Raw genomic sequence first — 15857 nt, forward strand, 5'->3', positions numbered from 1 at the left:
TGATGAGTGCGCTCAAAGAGCAGCTCACTGCGGCCATGAAAGACGCCATGCGTGCCAAAGAAAAGGCACGTCTTGGTGTTTTTCGTATGGCGCTTGCAGCAATCAAACAAATTGAAGTGGACGAGCGCATCGACCCTGATGATGCACGTGTACTCGCCCTGCTCGACAAATTGATCAAGCAGCGCAAGGATTCAGCCACACAATACCGTGACGCGAACCGCCCAGAATTGGCGGAAATCGAAGAAGCGGAAATCGTGGTGCTTCAAGAATTCCTCCCCACCCAGCTCACCGATGCGGAAATTGACGCCCTTATCGATGACGCCATGGCTCAAACCGGTGCTTCAGGCATGCAGGACATGGGCAAAGTAATGGGTATTCTCAAGCCGCAATTGCAAGGCCGTGCCGATATGGGCGCAGCTAGCGGTAAGGTTCGCGCTAAACTCGCCTGAGCCAACCATACAGCGTTCCCGCTACGTTTTCCCTTTCATCCCAGTACCTTGGGGCGAAACAGACAGACACACACCTGACACCTTACCAGCCAGCGCCCGCATTAAACTTTCCCCACATCGGCAATTCTGCTTGAATAGCAGCCCACGCAGAGAGTCCGCGCACCATGGCACGCATTCCGGAAAATTTTGTTCAGGACCTTCTGGCTCGTACCGATCTGGTGGAGCTGATAGACGCTCGCGTGCCCCTAAAAAAAACTGGCCGCAACTACAGCGCCTGCTGCCCATTCCACCAGGAAAAAACGCCCTCTTTCACCGTCGCGCCAGATAAGCAATTTTATTACTGCTTCGGCTGCGGTGCTTCCGGCAACGCCGTGGGCTTCCTAATGGAATATGAGCACCTGAACTTTCCGGAAGCGGTGAAGCAACTCGCCGATCGCGCCGGCATGGAGGTGCCTGAATCGCGACCAGAAACCACCGCCGATCGCCAGAAAAAAGATCGCCTGCAATCCCTTTACGACCTGCTTAGCCGCGCCGAAAAGTTCTACGTGCAACAGTTACGCCAAGCGCCTGAGCGTCAAAAAGCAGTGAATTACCTTAAAAACCGAGGGTTAAGCGGCGAAATTGCAAAACAGTTCGCCATTGGGTTTGCGCCACCCGGCTACGACAATCTAATCAACGGCCTTTCTCTCACTGAAACCAGCCTGGAACAAGCCGTTACCGGTGGCCTGCTGGTGCGCCGGGAAGACAATAACCGCACCTACGATAAATTCCGGGATCGCATCATTTTCCCCATTCGCGATAGCCGCGGCCGCACCATCGGCTTTGGCGGTCGAGTGCTGGGCGACGGCAAGCCGAAATACCTTAACAGCCCAGAAACCCCCGTTTTCCATAAGGGCCAGGAGCTTTACGGGCTATGGGAGTGGCGCCAGAGCCGGGACCGCAGCGACCGCCTCTATGTAGTCGAAGGTTACATGGACGTGATCGCCCTAACGCAGCACGGCGTACCCAATGTGGTCGCCACCTTGGGCACCGCCACCACCGAAGATCACGCCCGCAAACTGTTCCGCCAGGTCAATGAAGTGATCCTGTGCTTTGACGGGGATAAGGCCGGCGTGCGTGCCGCTTGGCGTGCGCTGGAATCGCTTCTGCCGGCGCTGGATGACGGCAAACAGGTGCGATTCTTATTCCTCCCCGACGGAGAAGACCCGGACACACTCGTGCGCCAACAAGGGCCAGAGGCGTTGCGAGCACTCACCAACAAAGCCGATGCCCTGTCCACCTACCTGTTCCGACACCTGTCAGAAGGGCTGGATTTGGAGACCGTGGATGGCCGCGCCCGACTTGCTCGCCTCGCCTTGCCCTACCTGGACAAGCCCGCAGGTCCGGTCTACCGCGCCCTTCTCACTGAAGAGCTCAGCCGCCTCACCCGACTGGACAAGGAATCACTGATCCAGCTCAAGCCGGCACCGGCAGCACCCCGGCCTACGCCGAGTACCTCGTCACAGGCTGGCAACGCCTACGGTTATGGGCATGGGCATGGGCATGGTGACGAGGATTTCGGTTCCCCGCCGCCCACCGAAGACGATCCCGGCATGCCCTACCCGGAAGATTTCGCCTTCGCGGACGGCAGCAGCAATAATTTTACCGCAGACAATCGCAACCGGATTCGCCCCAATCCACGCCAAAATGGCGGTCGCAAAGGCCCACTAACCTTGGCCGAGCGCCTGGTACTTGTACTGCTGGATTACCCATCACTGATAGAGCAGCATCCGTTGCCCGACAACATCGAGCAACTGCCGTTACCGCATATCGACCTACTGGTTCAGGTCGCCGGGCTGTGCCGTCAAAATCATAGCGCTGCCGCCTTGCTCGGCGCCTTGATGGCCCTGGAGCAGGGCGAAACATTATCTCGCCTGCTCAAAGCCAGCCTCAAACCGCCAATGGAAGAAGAAATGGCCACTCGGCTATGGCTCGATGCCCTATCACAGCTGGAAGTGAGCCGCCTGGAGGCCGCATTAACAGAGGTAGAACAGGCCGGCATGCCCGACCCGGCGCACTGGCAGGCGCTGCATAAAGCCTTGGCTGAAGCCCGCCAACACGCCCGCAAACCCTTCGACTAGCCCGGCCAATGGCACAGCCCCGGGGTTGCATTGACTGGCCGTAGCCCCCACATCCCGGTATAATACGCCGTTTTCCCACGCCACCATCACGCTGGCAAGCGCAAGCTCCCAGCACGACGTTACGGGCTTTAATTGCATGACGACTCAAAAGCAGCAGCAACAATCTCAGCTGAAGCAGTTGATCGCACTAGGTAAGGAACAGGGCTACCTTACCTACGCTGAAGTGAATGACCACTTGCCGGACTCCATTACAGATACCGATCAAGTAGAAGACATCATTCAGATGATCAACGACATGGGCATCACCGTGGTGGAAAAAGCCGCCGATGCCGACCAGTTGACGATCGACGAAAGCGCCGACAGCACAGACGAAGTCGCCGCTGAAGAAGCCGCTGCCGTGCTCGCCTCCGTAGAAAACGAACCCGGCCGCACCACCGACCCGGTACGCATGTACATGCGCGAAATGGGCACCGTGGAGCTGCTCACTCGGGAAGGCGAAATCGAAATTGCCAAGCGCATTGAAGAAGGCACCCGTGAAGTTCTTCACGCCCTCGCCTTCTGGCCCGGCGCAGTCGATATGGTGATTGACGAATACGCCCGCGTGGAAAACGAAGAACGTAAGCTCACCGACATCATTGCCGGCTACTTGGATCCCAATGACGATGGCGCGGCAGCGACCAACGCCAATCGCGACCCTGCTTTTGCTGAAAAAGCCAAAAAGGCGGCAGAAGAAAAAGCTAAGGCAAAAGAAAAAGCCAAAGAAGAAGGTTCTGACGATAAAGACAGCGACGACGAAGACGAAGAAGATGAAGGCGGCTTGGATCCGGTATTGGCCGCAGAACGCTTCGAGACGCTGAAAAAACTGCAAGAGAAAGCAGAACGCTCTCTCAAGCGTAACGGTCGGGACCATGCATCCACCGCCAAGGCATTAGAAGCGCTAGCAGAACACTTCACCCTGTTTAAACTGGTGCCGCGTATTTTCGACAGCATGCTCGTTGGTGCACGCGACAACCTGGACCTGGTACGTAAATTCGAGCGCCAAATCATGTCCGCCACCATCCGCCGTGGCGGTATGGATCGTAAGGATTTCATCAAGGCATTTCCTGGCAATGAAACCAACATGGAGTGGATCGATAGCCAGCTGAAAACCAAAAAAGGCAAAGCCATCGCCGATAAACTGAGCGTCGTCAAAGAAGACGTTCAGCGTGCCCAGCGTAAAATCAGCACTATCGAAGACATCATTGGCTTGCCCGTTGCCGACATCAAGGAAATCAACCGTCGCATTTCCATTGGCGAAGCAAAAGCGCGTCGCGCCAAGAAAGAAATGGTCGAAGCCAACCTGCGTCTGGTTATTTCTATCGCCAAAAAATACACCAACCGAGGGCTACAATTCCTCGACCTGATTCAGGAAGGCAACATCGGCCTGATGAAAGCCGTAGACAAGTTCGAATACCGCCGTGGTTACAAATTCTCCACCTACGCTACTTGGTGGATTCGTCAGGCCATCACACGCTCCATCGCCGACCAGGCACGCACCATCCGTATCCCGGTACACATGATAGAGACCATCAACAAGATCAACCGGGTACAACGTCAAATGCTGCAGGAAATGGGCCGCGAACCCACTCCAGAAGAGCTGGGTGTACGCTTGGAAATGCCGGAAGATAAAGTTCGTAAAGTACTCAAGATTGCCAAAGAGCCAATCTCCATGGAAACCCCCATCGGTGACGATGAAGATTCCAGCCTCGGCGACTTTATCGAAGACGGCAACATGGAATCCCCGGTAGATTCCGCCACCTCGCTTGGCCTGGAAGAAGCCACCCGCGACGTACTGGCCAACCTCACCGCTCGGGAAGCTAAAGTCCTGCGCATGCGTTTCGGTATCGACATGAACACTGACCACACCCTTGAGGAAGTGGGAAAACAGTTCGACGTAACCCGTGAACGTATTCGTCAGATCGAAGCCAAGGCACTGCGCAAACTCCGGCATCCGAGCCGCAGCGAGCACCTACGCAGCTTCCTCGACGGCGACCTGTAAAACCGGCAAATGCAAAATGCCTGGGCTGCGTTGCAGCCTGGGCAATAATAAAAAAGAGTACAGCCTTTCCCTAAACCAAATACACGTTATAATCTTCGCCCGCGCGACAGCGCAGGCAAGCGTCAGGCGTTCAACATAAGAAGACGTCAGGCGATTTCTCAGGGCCTATAGCTCAGCTGGTTAGAGCAGTCGACTCATAATCGATTGGTCCCAGGTTCAAGTCCTGGTGGGCCCACCATTTCTGCATGCTGACAATCCATATTTTCTCTTTTTAATCAAAGAGATACGGAAAATTCAGCAGCCTACACATTCCAGCCCTTCAACCCTGGGCCAGTCGATTGCTCCCAAAAGTACAAATTCGGTACAGTGACCGAATCTATCAGGGATCGATAAGACTATGGCTACTCTCGTTAAAACCCCTTCCGGCACATGGAAAGCCGTCATTCGTAAAACGGGGTTCCCCACTACTGCGAAAACCTTTCGCACCAAACGCGATGCAGAAGATTGGTCGCGACGCACCGAAGATGAAATGGTGCGTGGCGTTTACATCCAACGCGCCCCCGCAGAACGAATGACGGTGGCGGATGCTCTCAAGCGCTACCTGGCGGAAGTCTCCCCAACCAAGCGCCCAGCTTCAGCAGCCTGTGACGTTCGGCACTCAAAACCTCTCATCAAAGGGCTGGGCAAATACTCGCTAGCAGCACTGTCCCCTGAGATTATTGCCAAGTATCGCGATGAACGTCTTGCTGGCCTGGACCGCAAAGACGCCAAGGGCAACCCCGACCCAAGACCACGATCACCCAACACGGTAAGACTCGACCTGGCATTACTCGGGCATATGTTCACCACCGCTATCAGGGAGTGGGGAATCGGCCTGCCGTCCAATCCCGTACAAAATATTCGCCGCCCTGCCCCACCACCTGGGCGCGAGCGCCGACTCACCCAGACGGAAGAAGAGCGCCTTCTGACTGCGGTCGATAGCCACTCCAACCCCATGCTGGGCTGGATCGTCCGGCTTGCCCTGGAAACCGGGATGCGCTCGGCAGAGATCACCACGCTACGGCGTAACCAGGTTGACCTGAAGCGACGGATCGTACGCTTACTGGAAACCAAGAACACCGCGCCACGCACCGTCCCGCTCTCCAGTACAGCGACAGCCATACTTCAGGAAGCTCTTGCTAATCCGGTCCGCCCCATCGACACAGATCTGGTGTTCTTTGGGGAACCAGGCAGAGACGGCCAACGCCGCCCCTATAACTTCAACAAACCTTGGCTAAAAGCGAAGGAAACTGCGGGACTGAAAGAACTCCACTTCCATGACTTGCGTCATGAAGCCGTAAGTCGGTTAGTCGAAGGGGGGCTCAGCGATCAGCAGGTGGCCGCAATCAGCGGTCATAAGTCCATGCAGATGCTGAAACGATACACTCACCTAAGAGCGGAAGACCTGGTAGAAGAGCTGGATTCCATCACTCTTCGTCGCAATAGCAAAAACTCGGCCGAGCGGTAGAAGCCCAGCAACAGAATGATGTAATTTCACAGACCCCTGAAATGGTACAAGGAATGACCATGACTGAGATGAACATAGAACACACGGAAGGGAATTCTATCGAGTTTGGCAGCTACCACCTATCGTGGCTGGCTTATATCGCCCCCACGTTCTGGCACAGCATATTTGGTTTCGGTGCCTACCTGCTGATAGGGCTCCATCCCGCGCTACCATTCATGCTGTGCCCGCTAGTGCTACTCCACTATGTCTACCGCATCCTGGTTATCAACAGTATTAAGCTGACACTGGATGAAAAGGGAGTCTGGGTATCAGGCGGCATTCTGCCTTGGGCATCAGGAGGAAGTGGTGTTCGTTGGCGAGATCTTGAAGACGCCAGTTTCCGCCAAGGCTTTTGGGGCTGGCTGTTCAAATCCTACTTGATCAGGATTGGTCATCGCTTCACCAAGGAAAGCGAAATCGTTATGCCTCATGTCAAAAACGGGGCAAACGCAGCGGTGCAAATCAACAACCTGCATGGCCAATACCTCAACGAATCTCCTATTACAGAACGATAATTTCAGCTTCTATACAGCCCCCTTCCGGCAGTTCAGTCTCGCCAAACAGTGCTCTCAAAAGATGATTTTTCGTTTTTTGAGAGCGCCAATTGTAAAAACTTCACTTTCTTAAATTTTTCACATTTCCTGAGGAGGAGGGGGAAGAGGTACTCCGGCTTTGCCGGAGTGGTGGCAAACGGCACCCACTTGCGAATCCTGCACTATCCCCCTCCTCCTCCAAAAGTTACTCATGAGTCACTTTTTCGGTCTCCTCCTGCCTCTCTGAAAACAGCCCCAAGCCCGGTTGGCGCTCCTGTCGCCGTATTGACGGTCGCGAATTCAAACGTACTTTAGAAGGCGTTAACGAATCGTACCGAAACGTCGGGTTAATTATGGAAACTTCATCAACGGAAAGATGGCTAGCCGATAAATTCAAAAGCCCTTTGCTTCGCATGGCAGATTTGGCCGAAGTGCTTTATCGCAGTGAGGATGGATTGCGTGTCTCGTTGTACCGAGACTGCGAGCTCTCACAACGACTCAATGCGGCCAGAGTCAAAATAGGCCGCCGGGTATATTTCCGGATTCAGGATGTCGCGCGAATTCTCGATGAGGGCGTGCAATGAGTCGTGGCGATATTCCCAATCCCATTCAGCGGTTCCGCAAGCACGGAAACTTCACGGTCCTCGACAATGACTTAATTCGGGACAAGCGAATCACGTTCCAGGCTCTCGGGCTTTTGACGTTCATGCTGCACCTCCCGCCCGACTTCCAGTTGCGCCTGGCGTTTCTTGAAAAGCAGCGCAAAGGCAATGGCCGCGATTTCATTCGCGCCAGGATGGCGGAACTGGAAAAGGCCGGATATCTCCGGATCACCAAACTGAAAGACGGCAAAGGACGCTGGCGCGCCACTCTATGGCAAGTCACCGAAGTACCGGACCAATGGCATGGCCACTCACCGGATAACCCCGACCTTTCCCCGTTCCTGCTCAACCAGCAAGGAGAATGACAATGACGTTAAACGCCGCCAATGACTCCCAGTCCATTTACCAAATCCAGGAATCCGTGGTGTTCGATTCCACGCTCAGCCTAACGGCTTTGGGCATCTACACCTTTCTCACCGCAGTGGACAACATTGCTCACCCCAACATTGTCGCGCTGCTTCAGGAAAGCCACCCACAGTGCTCGCAAAACGACATCAAGGTGGCGTTGCAGGAACTGGTAGACGCAGACCTGCTGATGTACCGGCTTCCCCCTCACAGACCTGCCTGGGAAGTCATTAACCACTGTCACGACTAATCCATCCCACCAAGGGCCAACAAGGAGTAAGAAACGATGAAACGTTTAACCAAATGGATGTTACCCGCCCTACTCGCAGGCTCATTGAGCCAGCAAGCCATGGCAAGCGGTGTGCCCGTTATCGATGTGGCTGGCTTAACCCAAGCCATCCAACAGTTCCAGCAAATGAGCATGCAATACCAACAGATGATTCAGCAGTACAACACACTGAAGGACCAGCTCGGCAACATGCAGGAGCAGTTGCAGGTTCAGCGCGACAACCTGCTGGCCGTCACCGGTGAAAACGGCTATGGAAGTTGGGGAGAACTGCCCTACGACCTGGAATCCCTAGACGCGAGCCTGGAACAGCTCATGGATGACTATGGGCTGGCACAGAGCCAGGCTGGTCTGAGCGATTATGCAGCCCACAAGCGTCAGGAAAAGCTGGCTCCGCTGTTGACCCAGGCAGGGACCACCCAACAGCTTCTGGAGCGCTCACAGCAACGCTACAACACCCTCAAGCAGTTGATCCGCAAGGTGGATAACGCCCCCAACCTGAAAGCCGCCACGGATCTGCAAACCCGGATTTCAGGTGAGCAAGCCATGCTCACTAACGAGCTGATCAATATCACACTCCAGCAGCGTCAATACGAGTACGAGCAAGCCCTGGCCGTACAGCAGGAAAAAGACGCGCCCCGCTACCGCTTGTTTGAGGAGTAAGTCATGAACCGTTTTGCCCTGATGATGATCTTCCCCGCCCTGCTGCTGATCGGCTGCGATAACGGCCCGGAAGGCCGAAGCCTGGAGTATTTCAAGGCGCACCCGAAAGAAACCCTGACCGTCGCCTTTACCTGCGAGCTCGATCATCCCGGCTGGCAGCGCGAGGCCATGACCACACCACCCAAGGATTACAGCGCCACCACCCGCGAGTGCGTCAATGCCTGGGACAACCTGGATGCCGCTCGCACGGAGCTGGGCCTGGGTTATGAAGAGGCCAAGAAACTCGGCCTGGGCGACCGCTATCAACCCAAAGTCCGGCACCGGCTGTTTGAGTAAGGGAGACAGGCCATGTCCACCATCGCCAGCATGCACGCCCTTCTGGTCACTGACATTGTCACCGCCGTTTCCGGGCTGGCCCAGCAGACCATGGGGTGGTTACGCCCCATCTTTCTCAACCTGGTGGTGATCTATCTGGCCCTGACCGGCTACGCGCTGTGGGCGGGCAAGATAGAAATGCCACTCAATGAGTTGATATCGAGGCTGATTCGTATCGCGGCGGTATCCACCTTCGCCCTGACCTGGAGCATCTACAGCGACCACATCATCGACATTGCCTTCCATGGGCCCGATGAAGTCCTTAGCGGCATCACCGGCTCTGGCAACGATGCCATCAATGCCCTGGACGGGCTCTGGGAACGCATCACCGACACGTCCGAGGAGAAGTTCGACGAAAACAGCGGCATGAGTATCAGCCAGGCTCTGGAGAACAAGATCCTGGGGGTCATGCTCAGCATCACCGGTTGGCTGATTTGCTTCCCGGCCTTTCTGATCATCGTGGCCAGCCAACTTGTCAGCGCCCTACTGATCATCATTGGCCCCATCTTCATTGTGGCCTCGCTCTTTCGCAGAAGCAGCAGATATACGGAAGCCTGGGTCAATCAGCTTCTCACCTACTTCATGTTGTATGTCCTGATCATTCTCGTAGAGCACCTGGCGGCAGAAATCTTCGAGCAGATGCATCTGCGCCTGGAGAATAAGGCCGCACTGGCTCAACTCGGCTTTATCTCAGAAATGCTGTTGGTCGGTCTGGTCATGATGGGCGTATCGCTGATGACGCCTTTCCTTGCCGGTGGTCTGGTTGGCGTCACCGCACCCGGTATCCAAAACGCCCTGCGCTTTATTCCCGGGCCAGGGATGTTGCGACACCTGAAACCCAGCACACCATCCCCACGACCGGGTGGCGCAGGAGGTAGCGGCTATCTCAAACGGTGGGGCAGGTCATGACAAAAGCGGAATTCACCCTGTGGCTCAAACGGTTCCGTACCGGCTGCTGGATGGTCTTCGGTGTAGCAACGCTCGTATTCGCCCTAACCAGTTTCCTGGAAATGACGGTGGCCAACTCGCTCCAAGAGGCATCAACACCGCCAGACCCACCCGAATCCTACCGCTGGTTCATGGTGATGCTGCTGGCCTGCATCTGCGCCACCTTTGCCGGTCAGGGCCTGACCTGGTTAACCCGGCCAGACGAACGCGAGGACCGCTAGCGCAGTGGTTTTATGGACGCTCCCGATCGATGCCGATGGGACATCGGCACCGATCGGGAGCCACACACAAAGACATGGCTAACCATGAGGGACTTTCATGAAAACGCTCACTATCGCAAACCAGAAAGGCGGTGTCGGGAAAACCACACTCGGCCTGCACCTGGCATTCAATCTGCTTGAACAGGGCAACCGTGTGCTGTTCATCGACCTGGACCCGCAGGGCAACAGCTCCAAAACCCTGGACCAGTACAAGACCTTTGTGCCGGCCAGCGCCCTGTTCATGGCCAATACCGGCAAGGATATCGAGGCGGCCAATTTCCAACTGATCCCGGCCAGCCCGGAGCTGATCGATGTGGATCGCAAGCCATGGGAGGACATGGCGCATCTGGCCAATAACCTGGCCCTGGTGGACGACCAGTTCGATTACTGCCTGATCGACACGGCCCCCACCATGGGGCTGCGGCTGACGGCCTCACTGATTGCCGCCGATTATGTGCTGTCACCCATTGAGGTGGAAGAATACAGCCTGGACGGCCTTCAGAAGCTGCTCAAAACCATCTTCAGCGTGAAGAAGAACCTGAACCCGAAACTGGAGTTCCTGGGCATTGCGGTCAATCGCTTCAACAGCCGCAACGACCGGCAAATCGCTGCCTTCAAAGCCCTGGCCGCCCAGTACGGCAGCTATATCCTGCCGCAACCCATCGGCATCCGAAAATCCATTCCGGAAGCGCTGTCTGATGGCATCCCGGTTTGGCAGCTCGGCAAGCAAAACACCGCCGCCCGAATTGCAGGCAAAGAGATCTTGACCCTGCTAGAGATGGTCCATGCCAAAATCGCCAGTATCCAGGAGCCCGCCCATGCCTAACCCTCTGGACCTGAGCGTACTGTCGGATCTGGAAAACTTCAGTGATCTGGATAGCGCACAATCGCAGAACAAAGATGACTCCCCCTTCCGCCTGCTGCCCTGGGACAAGATCGAGGAAGACCCGGACCAGCCGCGCACCCACATGGACGAAGACGCCCTGAAGGAGCTGGCCGACTCCATGAAGCAGAAAGGCCAGGACGGACAGCCCCGTGGGATCTTGCAGCCCATCAGTGTGCGGGAGAACCCGGACAAACCTGGCCATTATCTGATTAACCATGGCCACCGTCGCCATCGCGCCCAGGGCCTGGCGGGGCTGAAAGCGTTGCCGGTGCCCGCCGTCCTGAACAACCTCAGCACCCAGGCGGACCAACTGCTGGAGAACATTCAGCGCGAGGATCTGGATGCCATGGATATTGGCCAATCCATCGACGCCCTGGTCAGCAAGGGCTGGAAGGTGACCGACATTGCCAAGCAACTCGGCAAGAACAAGTCCTGGCTGGCTCGCTACCGGCTGCTGTACCAAAGCGATGACACCCTGAAAACGCTCTATACCAGCGGCCTCTGCCGTGACGTTAACGCCCTGGTTGAACTGGCCAGGGCCCAGGACAAACACCCGGCAGACGTCTCCCGGTTTATCCAGGAGGCATTATCTGGTGAAGCCACCCTGTCACGATCCGCCGTCCAGGGGTTTCTGAACAGCCTCAAGGGGGCATCAGTGCCAAAACCCGCACCTGGGCCTGCCACACCATCGTACTCAGCCACAAATGGCGACACGTCCCTGTCTGATGGAGATCCGCAGGCACCGCCCCCACAATCGGGGGACAGCGACAGTAACGAAAGCGTCACGCAAAAACCCGCCACCTCTCACTCGTCGCCGCCTGATTCGGCCCGAATCAGCAACCCGACCCTGTGGGTGAGCTGGAACATGGAAGGGGAACGCTATACCGGCAAGGTCATGCTAGCCCGCCGCCCCAGTAGCACAGGGATGTTGTGGATCGAGGAGCAGGACACAGGCCGTGCTTTCGAGCTGGTGGCGGCGGACGTCACCCTGGAGGGGCTGACAGAATCCAAATAACCGGCTTATACTGAATTTGGCCGCTTTCCATGGCGTCCAACCCTTGATGAGAAGCGGCCTACGGGCCGCTTTTTTATTGGAGAAACATAGACTCTCCGCATCTGGCCTACCCTATGCCTTACAGGCAACCCCTGATCGCAAGGAGGCTTCATGACTGATAAAGCCAAACTGTTTATGGACGGCGACAGCCAGGCCGTACGCTTGCCTGATCACTACCGTTTCGATGGGAACGAGGTGTATATCCGCCAAGATCCAGAAACTGGCGATGTCATATTGAGCTCCCGCCCTAATGGCTGGGATGAGTTCTTTGATATGCTGGACAAAGACCCAATGCCGGAAGACTTCATGGCAGATCGAGGCCAGGGCGAGCTGCCCGATGGAAACCCACTAGATGGCGTGGATGATCAAGCCTCAGATTCTCGCGCAATAATGCGCCGTATAGCGAATAGCCACGAGCAATGGGACGAATTCATGGAGAACCTCAAAGCCCAGGATAAGAAACAAGGGCTTGAGTCCAAGCAGTGATATGGCCCAAACCGGCCTGTCATTACGCCCAACCGCCTGCCACTGCGCGTTTCAGGAGCACCATCATGGCGACTGCCCCGAAAAAGAAGACAATCACCTTTCGTGTTGAGCCTGAACTGAAAATAGCCTTTATTGAAGCGGCTAAGCGCAACAACCAAACTGCCGCTCAAGTGCTGCGCGAAGCCATGCGCCGTTATGTTCAAGCGACAGCGACCAGCAAACCTAGCCCACATATGGATATGGCAGCGGTGATGAAGCACATTGCTGGCAAGCAAGCTGACTGGGATGCGTTCATGGAAGACCTGAAGGCAGAAGACGAGAAGCGGGGCATGGTCGCAAAATCATAGCCCTTCCAGGAACAGTCGTGCCACCACCTGAAAACCTTCCTGTAATCGCCCATAACGAACGAACCGCACCACCCGCAATCAACCCCCACCCATAACAAGAAAACGGATCTGAGGGCGCTACAGGCGACCTCATGGCTTCAGCCGTAGCAATACTGAAAGCTCTCTCTTTCTCAAGACCGCCACAATCAAACTTATCCACAGAATCACGTTATCCACAGCGATTTATTTTCTTTTTATTTCTTATTAGTGGCTTATTACTTATTAGTCGTTCGGGTTTACCGCATGCGGGTAAACCGCGTGCGGAAAACCCGAACGCGGTGTGGATAATTTCTTACGCTAGGCGCAGAGAGCGCCTCGGTATTCGGCAACAAGGGATCTAGCAGAACACCACGACTCCGATAGCAGAGTCTGGCTTGAACCTAACTATCACGGGCACTCAATCGGGATTTGACGCCTATGAGGTGATTATCTTCGGAATGCGATTCCCCCTGATTAGACCGAGGACAGGAAAAGACCGCTGGCCATGCAGGTTAAATATGTATTTGAGTGACCAGCTAAGTGCTAATAAACTCAGCACCTAACCGGTCAATAATTATAATTAACAGCATTTCGGAGAATCATGAGTGGCCACAAAAATTCCTTTTGCATACTCGCTAGATCATGAGCGAATGGTGGAGGTTTCCACTGTTCGTTCTGGCAAGGCATGCAATTGTATTTGCCCAAGCTGCCAGCAAGCTGTTCAAGCTAGAAAGGGGAGCAAAAATATTTGGTGTTTCGCTCATGACCCTCTACCCGGCGAAACTCCTGACGTTGAATGTGATATTTCATTTCTCGTTAGCGCTAGACAATTCATTGCCGATTCTGCAATTGCTGGCGACTTGCCCGACTTTACTACTGCCGAAGCCTATTCAGTTGATGTTGTGGCATTAGAAATCCCAGGCATTGATAGCCAATATTGGCCTTCAAAAGAGGTATCAGTAAAGTTAACTGACAGCACGTTTTTCCAAAATGTTAGCTGGGAAAAGGGGCCAGGTCATTACGACCTCACTTTAGTTCTGCCGAATAGCAACATTCACCTATACCTTGCTTACCCTGGCAAGAACAGCCCAGAAATCCCACAATCAAAAACGAGCGATGGATACTTTTCGCTCAACATTAAGAGCCTTGAAACCTCATACCAGGCAAGAAGAAGCATTCAGGATACTATTTTAACTATGGCTCAAGACTTATTTTTGGGAAGTGAACATAAAGAATGGGTTTATCATCCCCGTCAGGACTCACAGTCTTTCCAAGAAAAGGTGCATACCACTAAAGCCGAGGCCAAAAACCAACTCAAGATAGAGTTTGAATCAAGGCATTCAAGAAAACACAAAGATGGTAGACCATTACAAGCCAAAAACGATCCAAAAGAGCTGGACAGCTTCGAGAATGTGGACCTAGAGCAGCTAGACTCTAATGAACTGGCTGCCTCACGTCGTTTCCCTGCGCTGTTTGAGTTCTTCATTAGACACGGTCATAGTCCGCAGGTAGCGGCGAGAAAAATCCTGAAGCAAAACGCTAGTAACAATCACAGCAACTGATCGCGCCGCCAGACATTATAAAAAATCCATACAGAAACCCTACGATTCCAGAGCACCTGGCTTTAGCAAGTTTATATCAGAACACTTACCTCAGACATTTTCTATTAATTCCTGCAACCTAAAAAACCGGCTATCGGATGAAAGCTCTGGGCATGATCTTTCAATGACCTCTAAAATATCATGAATCTCATACGGCAAATTATCTGCACCATCCATTATCGTTGCATTCAACATTTCCAAAACCTGAACCGGGTATTTGATTACTAAAGAATCATCGCTATCAATTTTGCTGTGAAACCTGTAGAGCCAATAATCATTGCTATTGATAGGGACTAAATTCTTCAACACTACAGGAAACACATCTAAGAAGTTATCGCCAGAATCACCGAGCAACCCCATCCAGGCCGAGGACATGAAAGAAGTCCTAAATCGCTTTTCTTTTGGCCATACACCTTCAACAAAGGGAACCACATATTTTACCCAACCATCTTCGTTCGCATTCCCAATAGCGCACAAATGGCGCACCGCACTAGCACGGCCTTGCTCACTCATTTGACGCAAGCAAGCTCTAGCCTCTCTGGGGGAAAGGCCATCGGGGTGCTGTTTCCTAAATGTAGCCAAAACAATTACTAACTGAGCTACGACACCTTTAATATGCTCCCCCCAACCCCAATCTTCATAGACTGAAAAAAGCTTGATGAAGCTTGGTTTTATTTTCCAACCAGCCCATTGAGGAGGAAGATTCGGCGAAGAAAGGTAGCCATTCCATGCCGCCTCAGCATTCTCATTAGCATTATCTATTTTAAACCATGGCAGCACAGTTTCCCGCGTCCATCTTGAATCAACATATGAAAGCCATCCAAGACGTTTACACAAGATACATTTTACATGAGACCCTCCCTCACCAGGAGCCTCAATTATTTTATCTAACCTGCTCTTAATATAATCAGGAATTCCATTACCCTCCTCACCTTTCCTGGAAGAAAAAAGGTTGATCATTGCCATCGCCAAATGACCAAAAGGTGAATTTATTGCGTGATCAACCGTCTTTCGTGAAGCAAGCTCTTTACCATTTCTTGAGGTTGAATCGATTGCGCTTCTAGATGCTTCTTCTCCATCCTTAAAAAAAACATCAACCACACAGTCATAAAAGTGAATCGCCACCAGTTTGCTAGACACCTTTCAGCCATCCAAAATGGCAATCAGAGAGGTATCCATGAGCAGCAAACGCTATCCCGAAGAATTCAAGATTGAGGCAGTTCGTCAGGTGACTGATCGT

General features: G+C 53.9%; 17 protein-coding genes and 1 tRNA gene. 17 read left to right on the forward strand and 1 reads right to left on the reverse strand.

Going from position 1 to position 15857, the window contains the following annotated elements:
* Positions 1-2 precede the first annotated feature (2 nt).
* The 17 genes from ABNH10_RS06445 (at position 3) to ABNH10_RS06525 (ending at position 14578) form a co-directional block, all read left to right on the forward strand.
* Positions 3-449 carry a GatB/YqeY domain-containing protein gene (locus ABNH10_RS06445; RefSeq protein ID WP_011589339.1) on the forward strand — a complete coding sequence of 149 codons (447 nt, stop codon included), beginning with the start codon at positions 3-5 and terminating at the stop codon, positions 447-449.
* A gap of 164 nt (positions 450-613) precedes the next feature.
* On the forward strand, positions 614-2569 hold the full coding sequence (gene dnaG / locus ABNH10_RS06450) for a DNA primase (protein WP_349385163.1): 1956 nt from the start codon (positions 614-616) through the stop codon (positions 2567-2569).
* A 136-nt stretch (positions 2570-2705) separates the two neighbouring features.
* Positions 2706-4607: an RNA polymerase sigma factor RpoD gene (rpoD, locus tag ABNH10_RS06455; protein WP_349385164.1), complete on the forward strand. Its 1902-nt coding sequence runs from the start codon at positions 2706-2708 to the stop codon at positions 4605-4607.
* Between the two features lie 161 nt (positions 4608-4768).
* A tRNA-Ile gene (locus ABNH10_RS06460) sits at positions 4769-4845 on the forward strand.
* A gap of 159 nt (positions 4846-5004) precedes the next feature.
* A complete protein-coding gene (locus ABNH10_RS06465) occupies positions 5005-6114 on the forward strand; it encodes a site-specific integrase (RefSeq protein WP_349385165.1) in 1110 nt (369 codons plus the stop codon).
* 59 nt (positions 6115-6173) lie between these two features.
* Positions 6174-6668, forward strand: coding sequence for a hypothetical protein (locus tag ABNH10_RS06470; RefSeq protein ID WP_349385166.1), 495 nt, complete (start codon positions 6174-6176; stop codon positions 6666-6668).
* A gap of 598 nt (positions 6669-7266) precedes the next feature.
* Positions 7267-7653, forward strand: a complete 387-nt coding sequence (locus ABNH10_RS06475; RefSeq protein ID WP_349385167.1) for a hypothetical protein — start codon at positions 7267-7269, stop codon at positions 7651-7653.
* Between the two features lie 2 nt (positions 7654-7655).
* Positions 7656-7943 carry a hypothetical protein gene (locus tag ABNH10_RS06480; protein ID WP_349385168.1) on the forward strand — a complete coding sequence of 96 codons (288 nt, stop codon included), beginning with the start codon at positions 7656-7658 and terminating at the stop codon, positions 7941-7943.
* Between the two features lie 36 nt (positions 7944-7979).
* A complete protein-coding gene (locus ABNH10_RS06485; protein WP_208742000.1) occupies positions 7980-8642 on the forward strand; it encodes a TrbJ/VirB5 family protein in 663 nt (220 codons plus the stop codon).
* Between the two features lie 3 nt (positions 8643-8645).
* Positions 8646-8978, forward strand: a complete 333-nt coding sequence (locus ABNH10_RS06490) for an EexN family lipoprotein (RefSeq protein ID WP_208742001.1) — start codon at positions 8646-8648, stop codon at positions 8976-8978.
* A gap of 12 nt (positions 8979-8990) precedes the next feature.
* Positions 8991-9926, forward strand: a complete 936-nt coding sequence (locus ABNH10_RS06495; RefSeq protein WP_349385169.1) for a TrbL/VirB6 family protein — start codon at positions 8991-8993, stop codon at positions 9924-9926.
* Positions 9923-10186 (forward strand): hypothetical protein, encoded by a 264-nt coding sequence (locus ABNH10_RS06500; protein ID WP_349385170.1) that lies wholly within the window; start codon positions 9923-9925, stop codon positions 10184-10186. Before ABNH10_RS06495 ends, ABNH10_RS06500 begins: the two co-directional genes overlap by 4 nt.
* A 97-nt stretch (positions 10187-10283) precedes the next feature.
* On the forward strand, positions 10284-11051 hold the full coding sequence (locus tag ABNH10_RS06505) for a ParA family protein (RefSeq protein WP_349385171.1): 768 nt from the start codon (positions 10284-10286) through the stop codon (positions 11049-11051).
* Positions 11044-12126, forward strand: a complete 1083-nt coding sequence (locus ABNH10_RS06510) for a KorB domain-containing protein (protein ID WP_349385172.1) — start codon at positions 11044-11046, stop codon at positions 12124-12126. The genes ABNH10_RS06505 and ABNH10_RS06510 overlap by 8 nt, the downstream gene beginning before the upstream one ends.
* Positions 12127-12276: 150 nt before the next feature.
* Positions 12277-12651 carry an antitoxin gene (locus ABNH10_RS06515; protein ID WP_349385173.1) on the forward strand — a complete coding sequence of 125 codons (375 nt, stop codon included), beginning with the start codon at positions 12277-12279 and terminating at the stop codon, positions 12649-12651.
* Between the two features lie 65 nt (positions 12652-12716).
* Positions 12717-12998: a hypothetical protein gene (locus ABNH10_RS06520; RefSeq protein ID WP_349385174.1), complete on the forward strand. Its 282-nt coding sequence runs from the start codon at positions 12717-12719 to the stop codon at positions 12996-12998.
* Positions 12999-13621: 623 nt separating this feature from the next.
* Positions 13622-14578: a competence protein CoiA family protein gene (locus ABNH10_RS06525; RefSeq protein WP_349385175.1), complete on the forward strand. Its 957-nt coding sequence runs from the start codon at positions 13622-13624 to the stop codon at positions 14576-14578.
* Between the two features lie 90 nt (positions 14579-14668).
* Here the strand turns inward: ABNH10_RS06525 and ABNH10_RS06530 are convergent, their stop codons facing one another.
* Complete coding sequence (locus ABNH10_RS06530; RefSeq protein ID WP_349385176.1) at positions 14669-15757, reverse strand: hypothetical protein; 1089 nt, start codon at positions 15755-15757, stop codon at positions 14669-14671.
* Positions 15758-15857: the final 100 nt, after the last annotated feature.

Source organism: Alcanivorax sp., assembly GCF_040119285.1.
Classification (GTDB): domain Bacteria; phylum Pseudomonadota; class Gammaproteobacteria; order Pseudomonadales; family Alcanivoracaceae; genus Alcanivorax.

Coding starts and splice junctions, on each gene's coding strand:
- ABNH10_RS06445 (WP_011589339.1), top strand. CDS start 3: ATGAGTGCGCTCAAAGAGCAGCTCACTGCGGCCATGAAAGACGCCATG.
- dnaG (WP_349385163.1), top strand. CDS start 614: ATGGCACGCATTCCGGAAAATTTTGTTCAGGACCTTCTGGCTCGTACC.
- rpoD (WP_349385164.1), top strand. CDS start 2,706: ATGACGACTCAAAAGCAGCAGCAACAATCTCAGCTGAAGCAGTTGATC.
- ABNH10_RS06465 (WP_349385165.1), top strand. CDS start 5,005: ATGGCTACTCTCGTTAAAACCCCTTCCGGCACATGGAAAGCCGTCATT.
- ABNH10_RS06470 (WP_349385166.1), top strand. CDS start 6,174: ATGACTGAGATGAACATAGAACACACGGAAGGGAATTCTATCGAGTTT.
- ABNH10_RS06475 (WP_349385167.1), top strand. CDS start 7,267: ATGAGTCGTGGCGATATTCCCAATCCCATTCAGCGGTTCCGCAAGCAC.
- ABNH10_RS06480 (WP_349385168.1), top strand. CDS start 7,656: ATGACGTTAAACGCCGCCAATGACTCCCAGTCCATTTACCAAATCCAG.
- ABNH10_RS06485 (WP_208742000.1), top strand. CDS start 7,980: ATGAAACGTTTAACCAAATGGATGTTACCCGCCCTACTCGCAGGCTCA.
- ABNH10_RS06490 (WP_208742001.1), top strand. CDS start 8,646: ATGAACCGTTTTGCCCTGATGATGATCTTCCCCGCCCTGCTGCTGATC.
- ABNH10_RS06495 (WP_349385169.1), top strand. CDS start 8,991: ATGTCCACCATCGCCAGCATGCACGCCCTTCTGGTCACTGACATTGTC.
- ABNH10_RS06500 (WP_349385170.1), top strand. CDS start 9,923: ATGACAAAAGCGGAATTCACCCTGTGGCTCAAACGGTTCCGTACCGGC.
- ABNH10_RS06505 (WP_349385171.1), top strand. CDS start 10,284: ATGAAAACGCTCACTATCGCAAACCAGAAAGGCGGTGTCGGGAAAACC.
- ABNH10_RS06510 (WP_349385172.1), top strand. CDS start 11,044: ATGCCTAACCCTCTGGACCTGAGCGTACTGTCGGATCTGGAAAACTTC.
- ABNH10_RS06515 (WP_349385173.1), top strand. CDS start 12,277: ATGACTGATAAAGCCAAACTGTTTATGGACGGCGACAGCCAGGCCGTA.
- ABNH10_RS06520 (WP_349385174.1), top strand. CDS start 12,717: ATGGCGACTGCCCCGAAAAAGAAGACAATCACCTTTCGTGTTGAGCCT.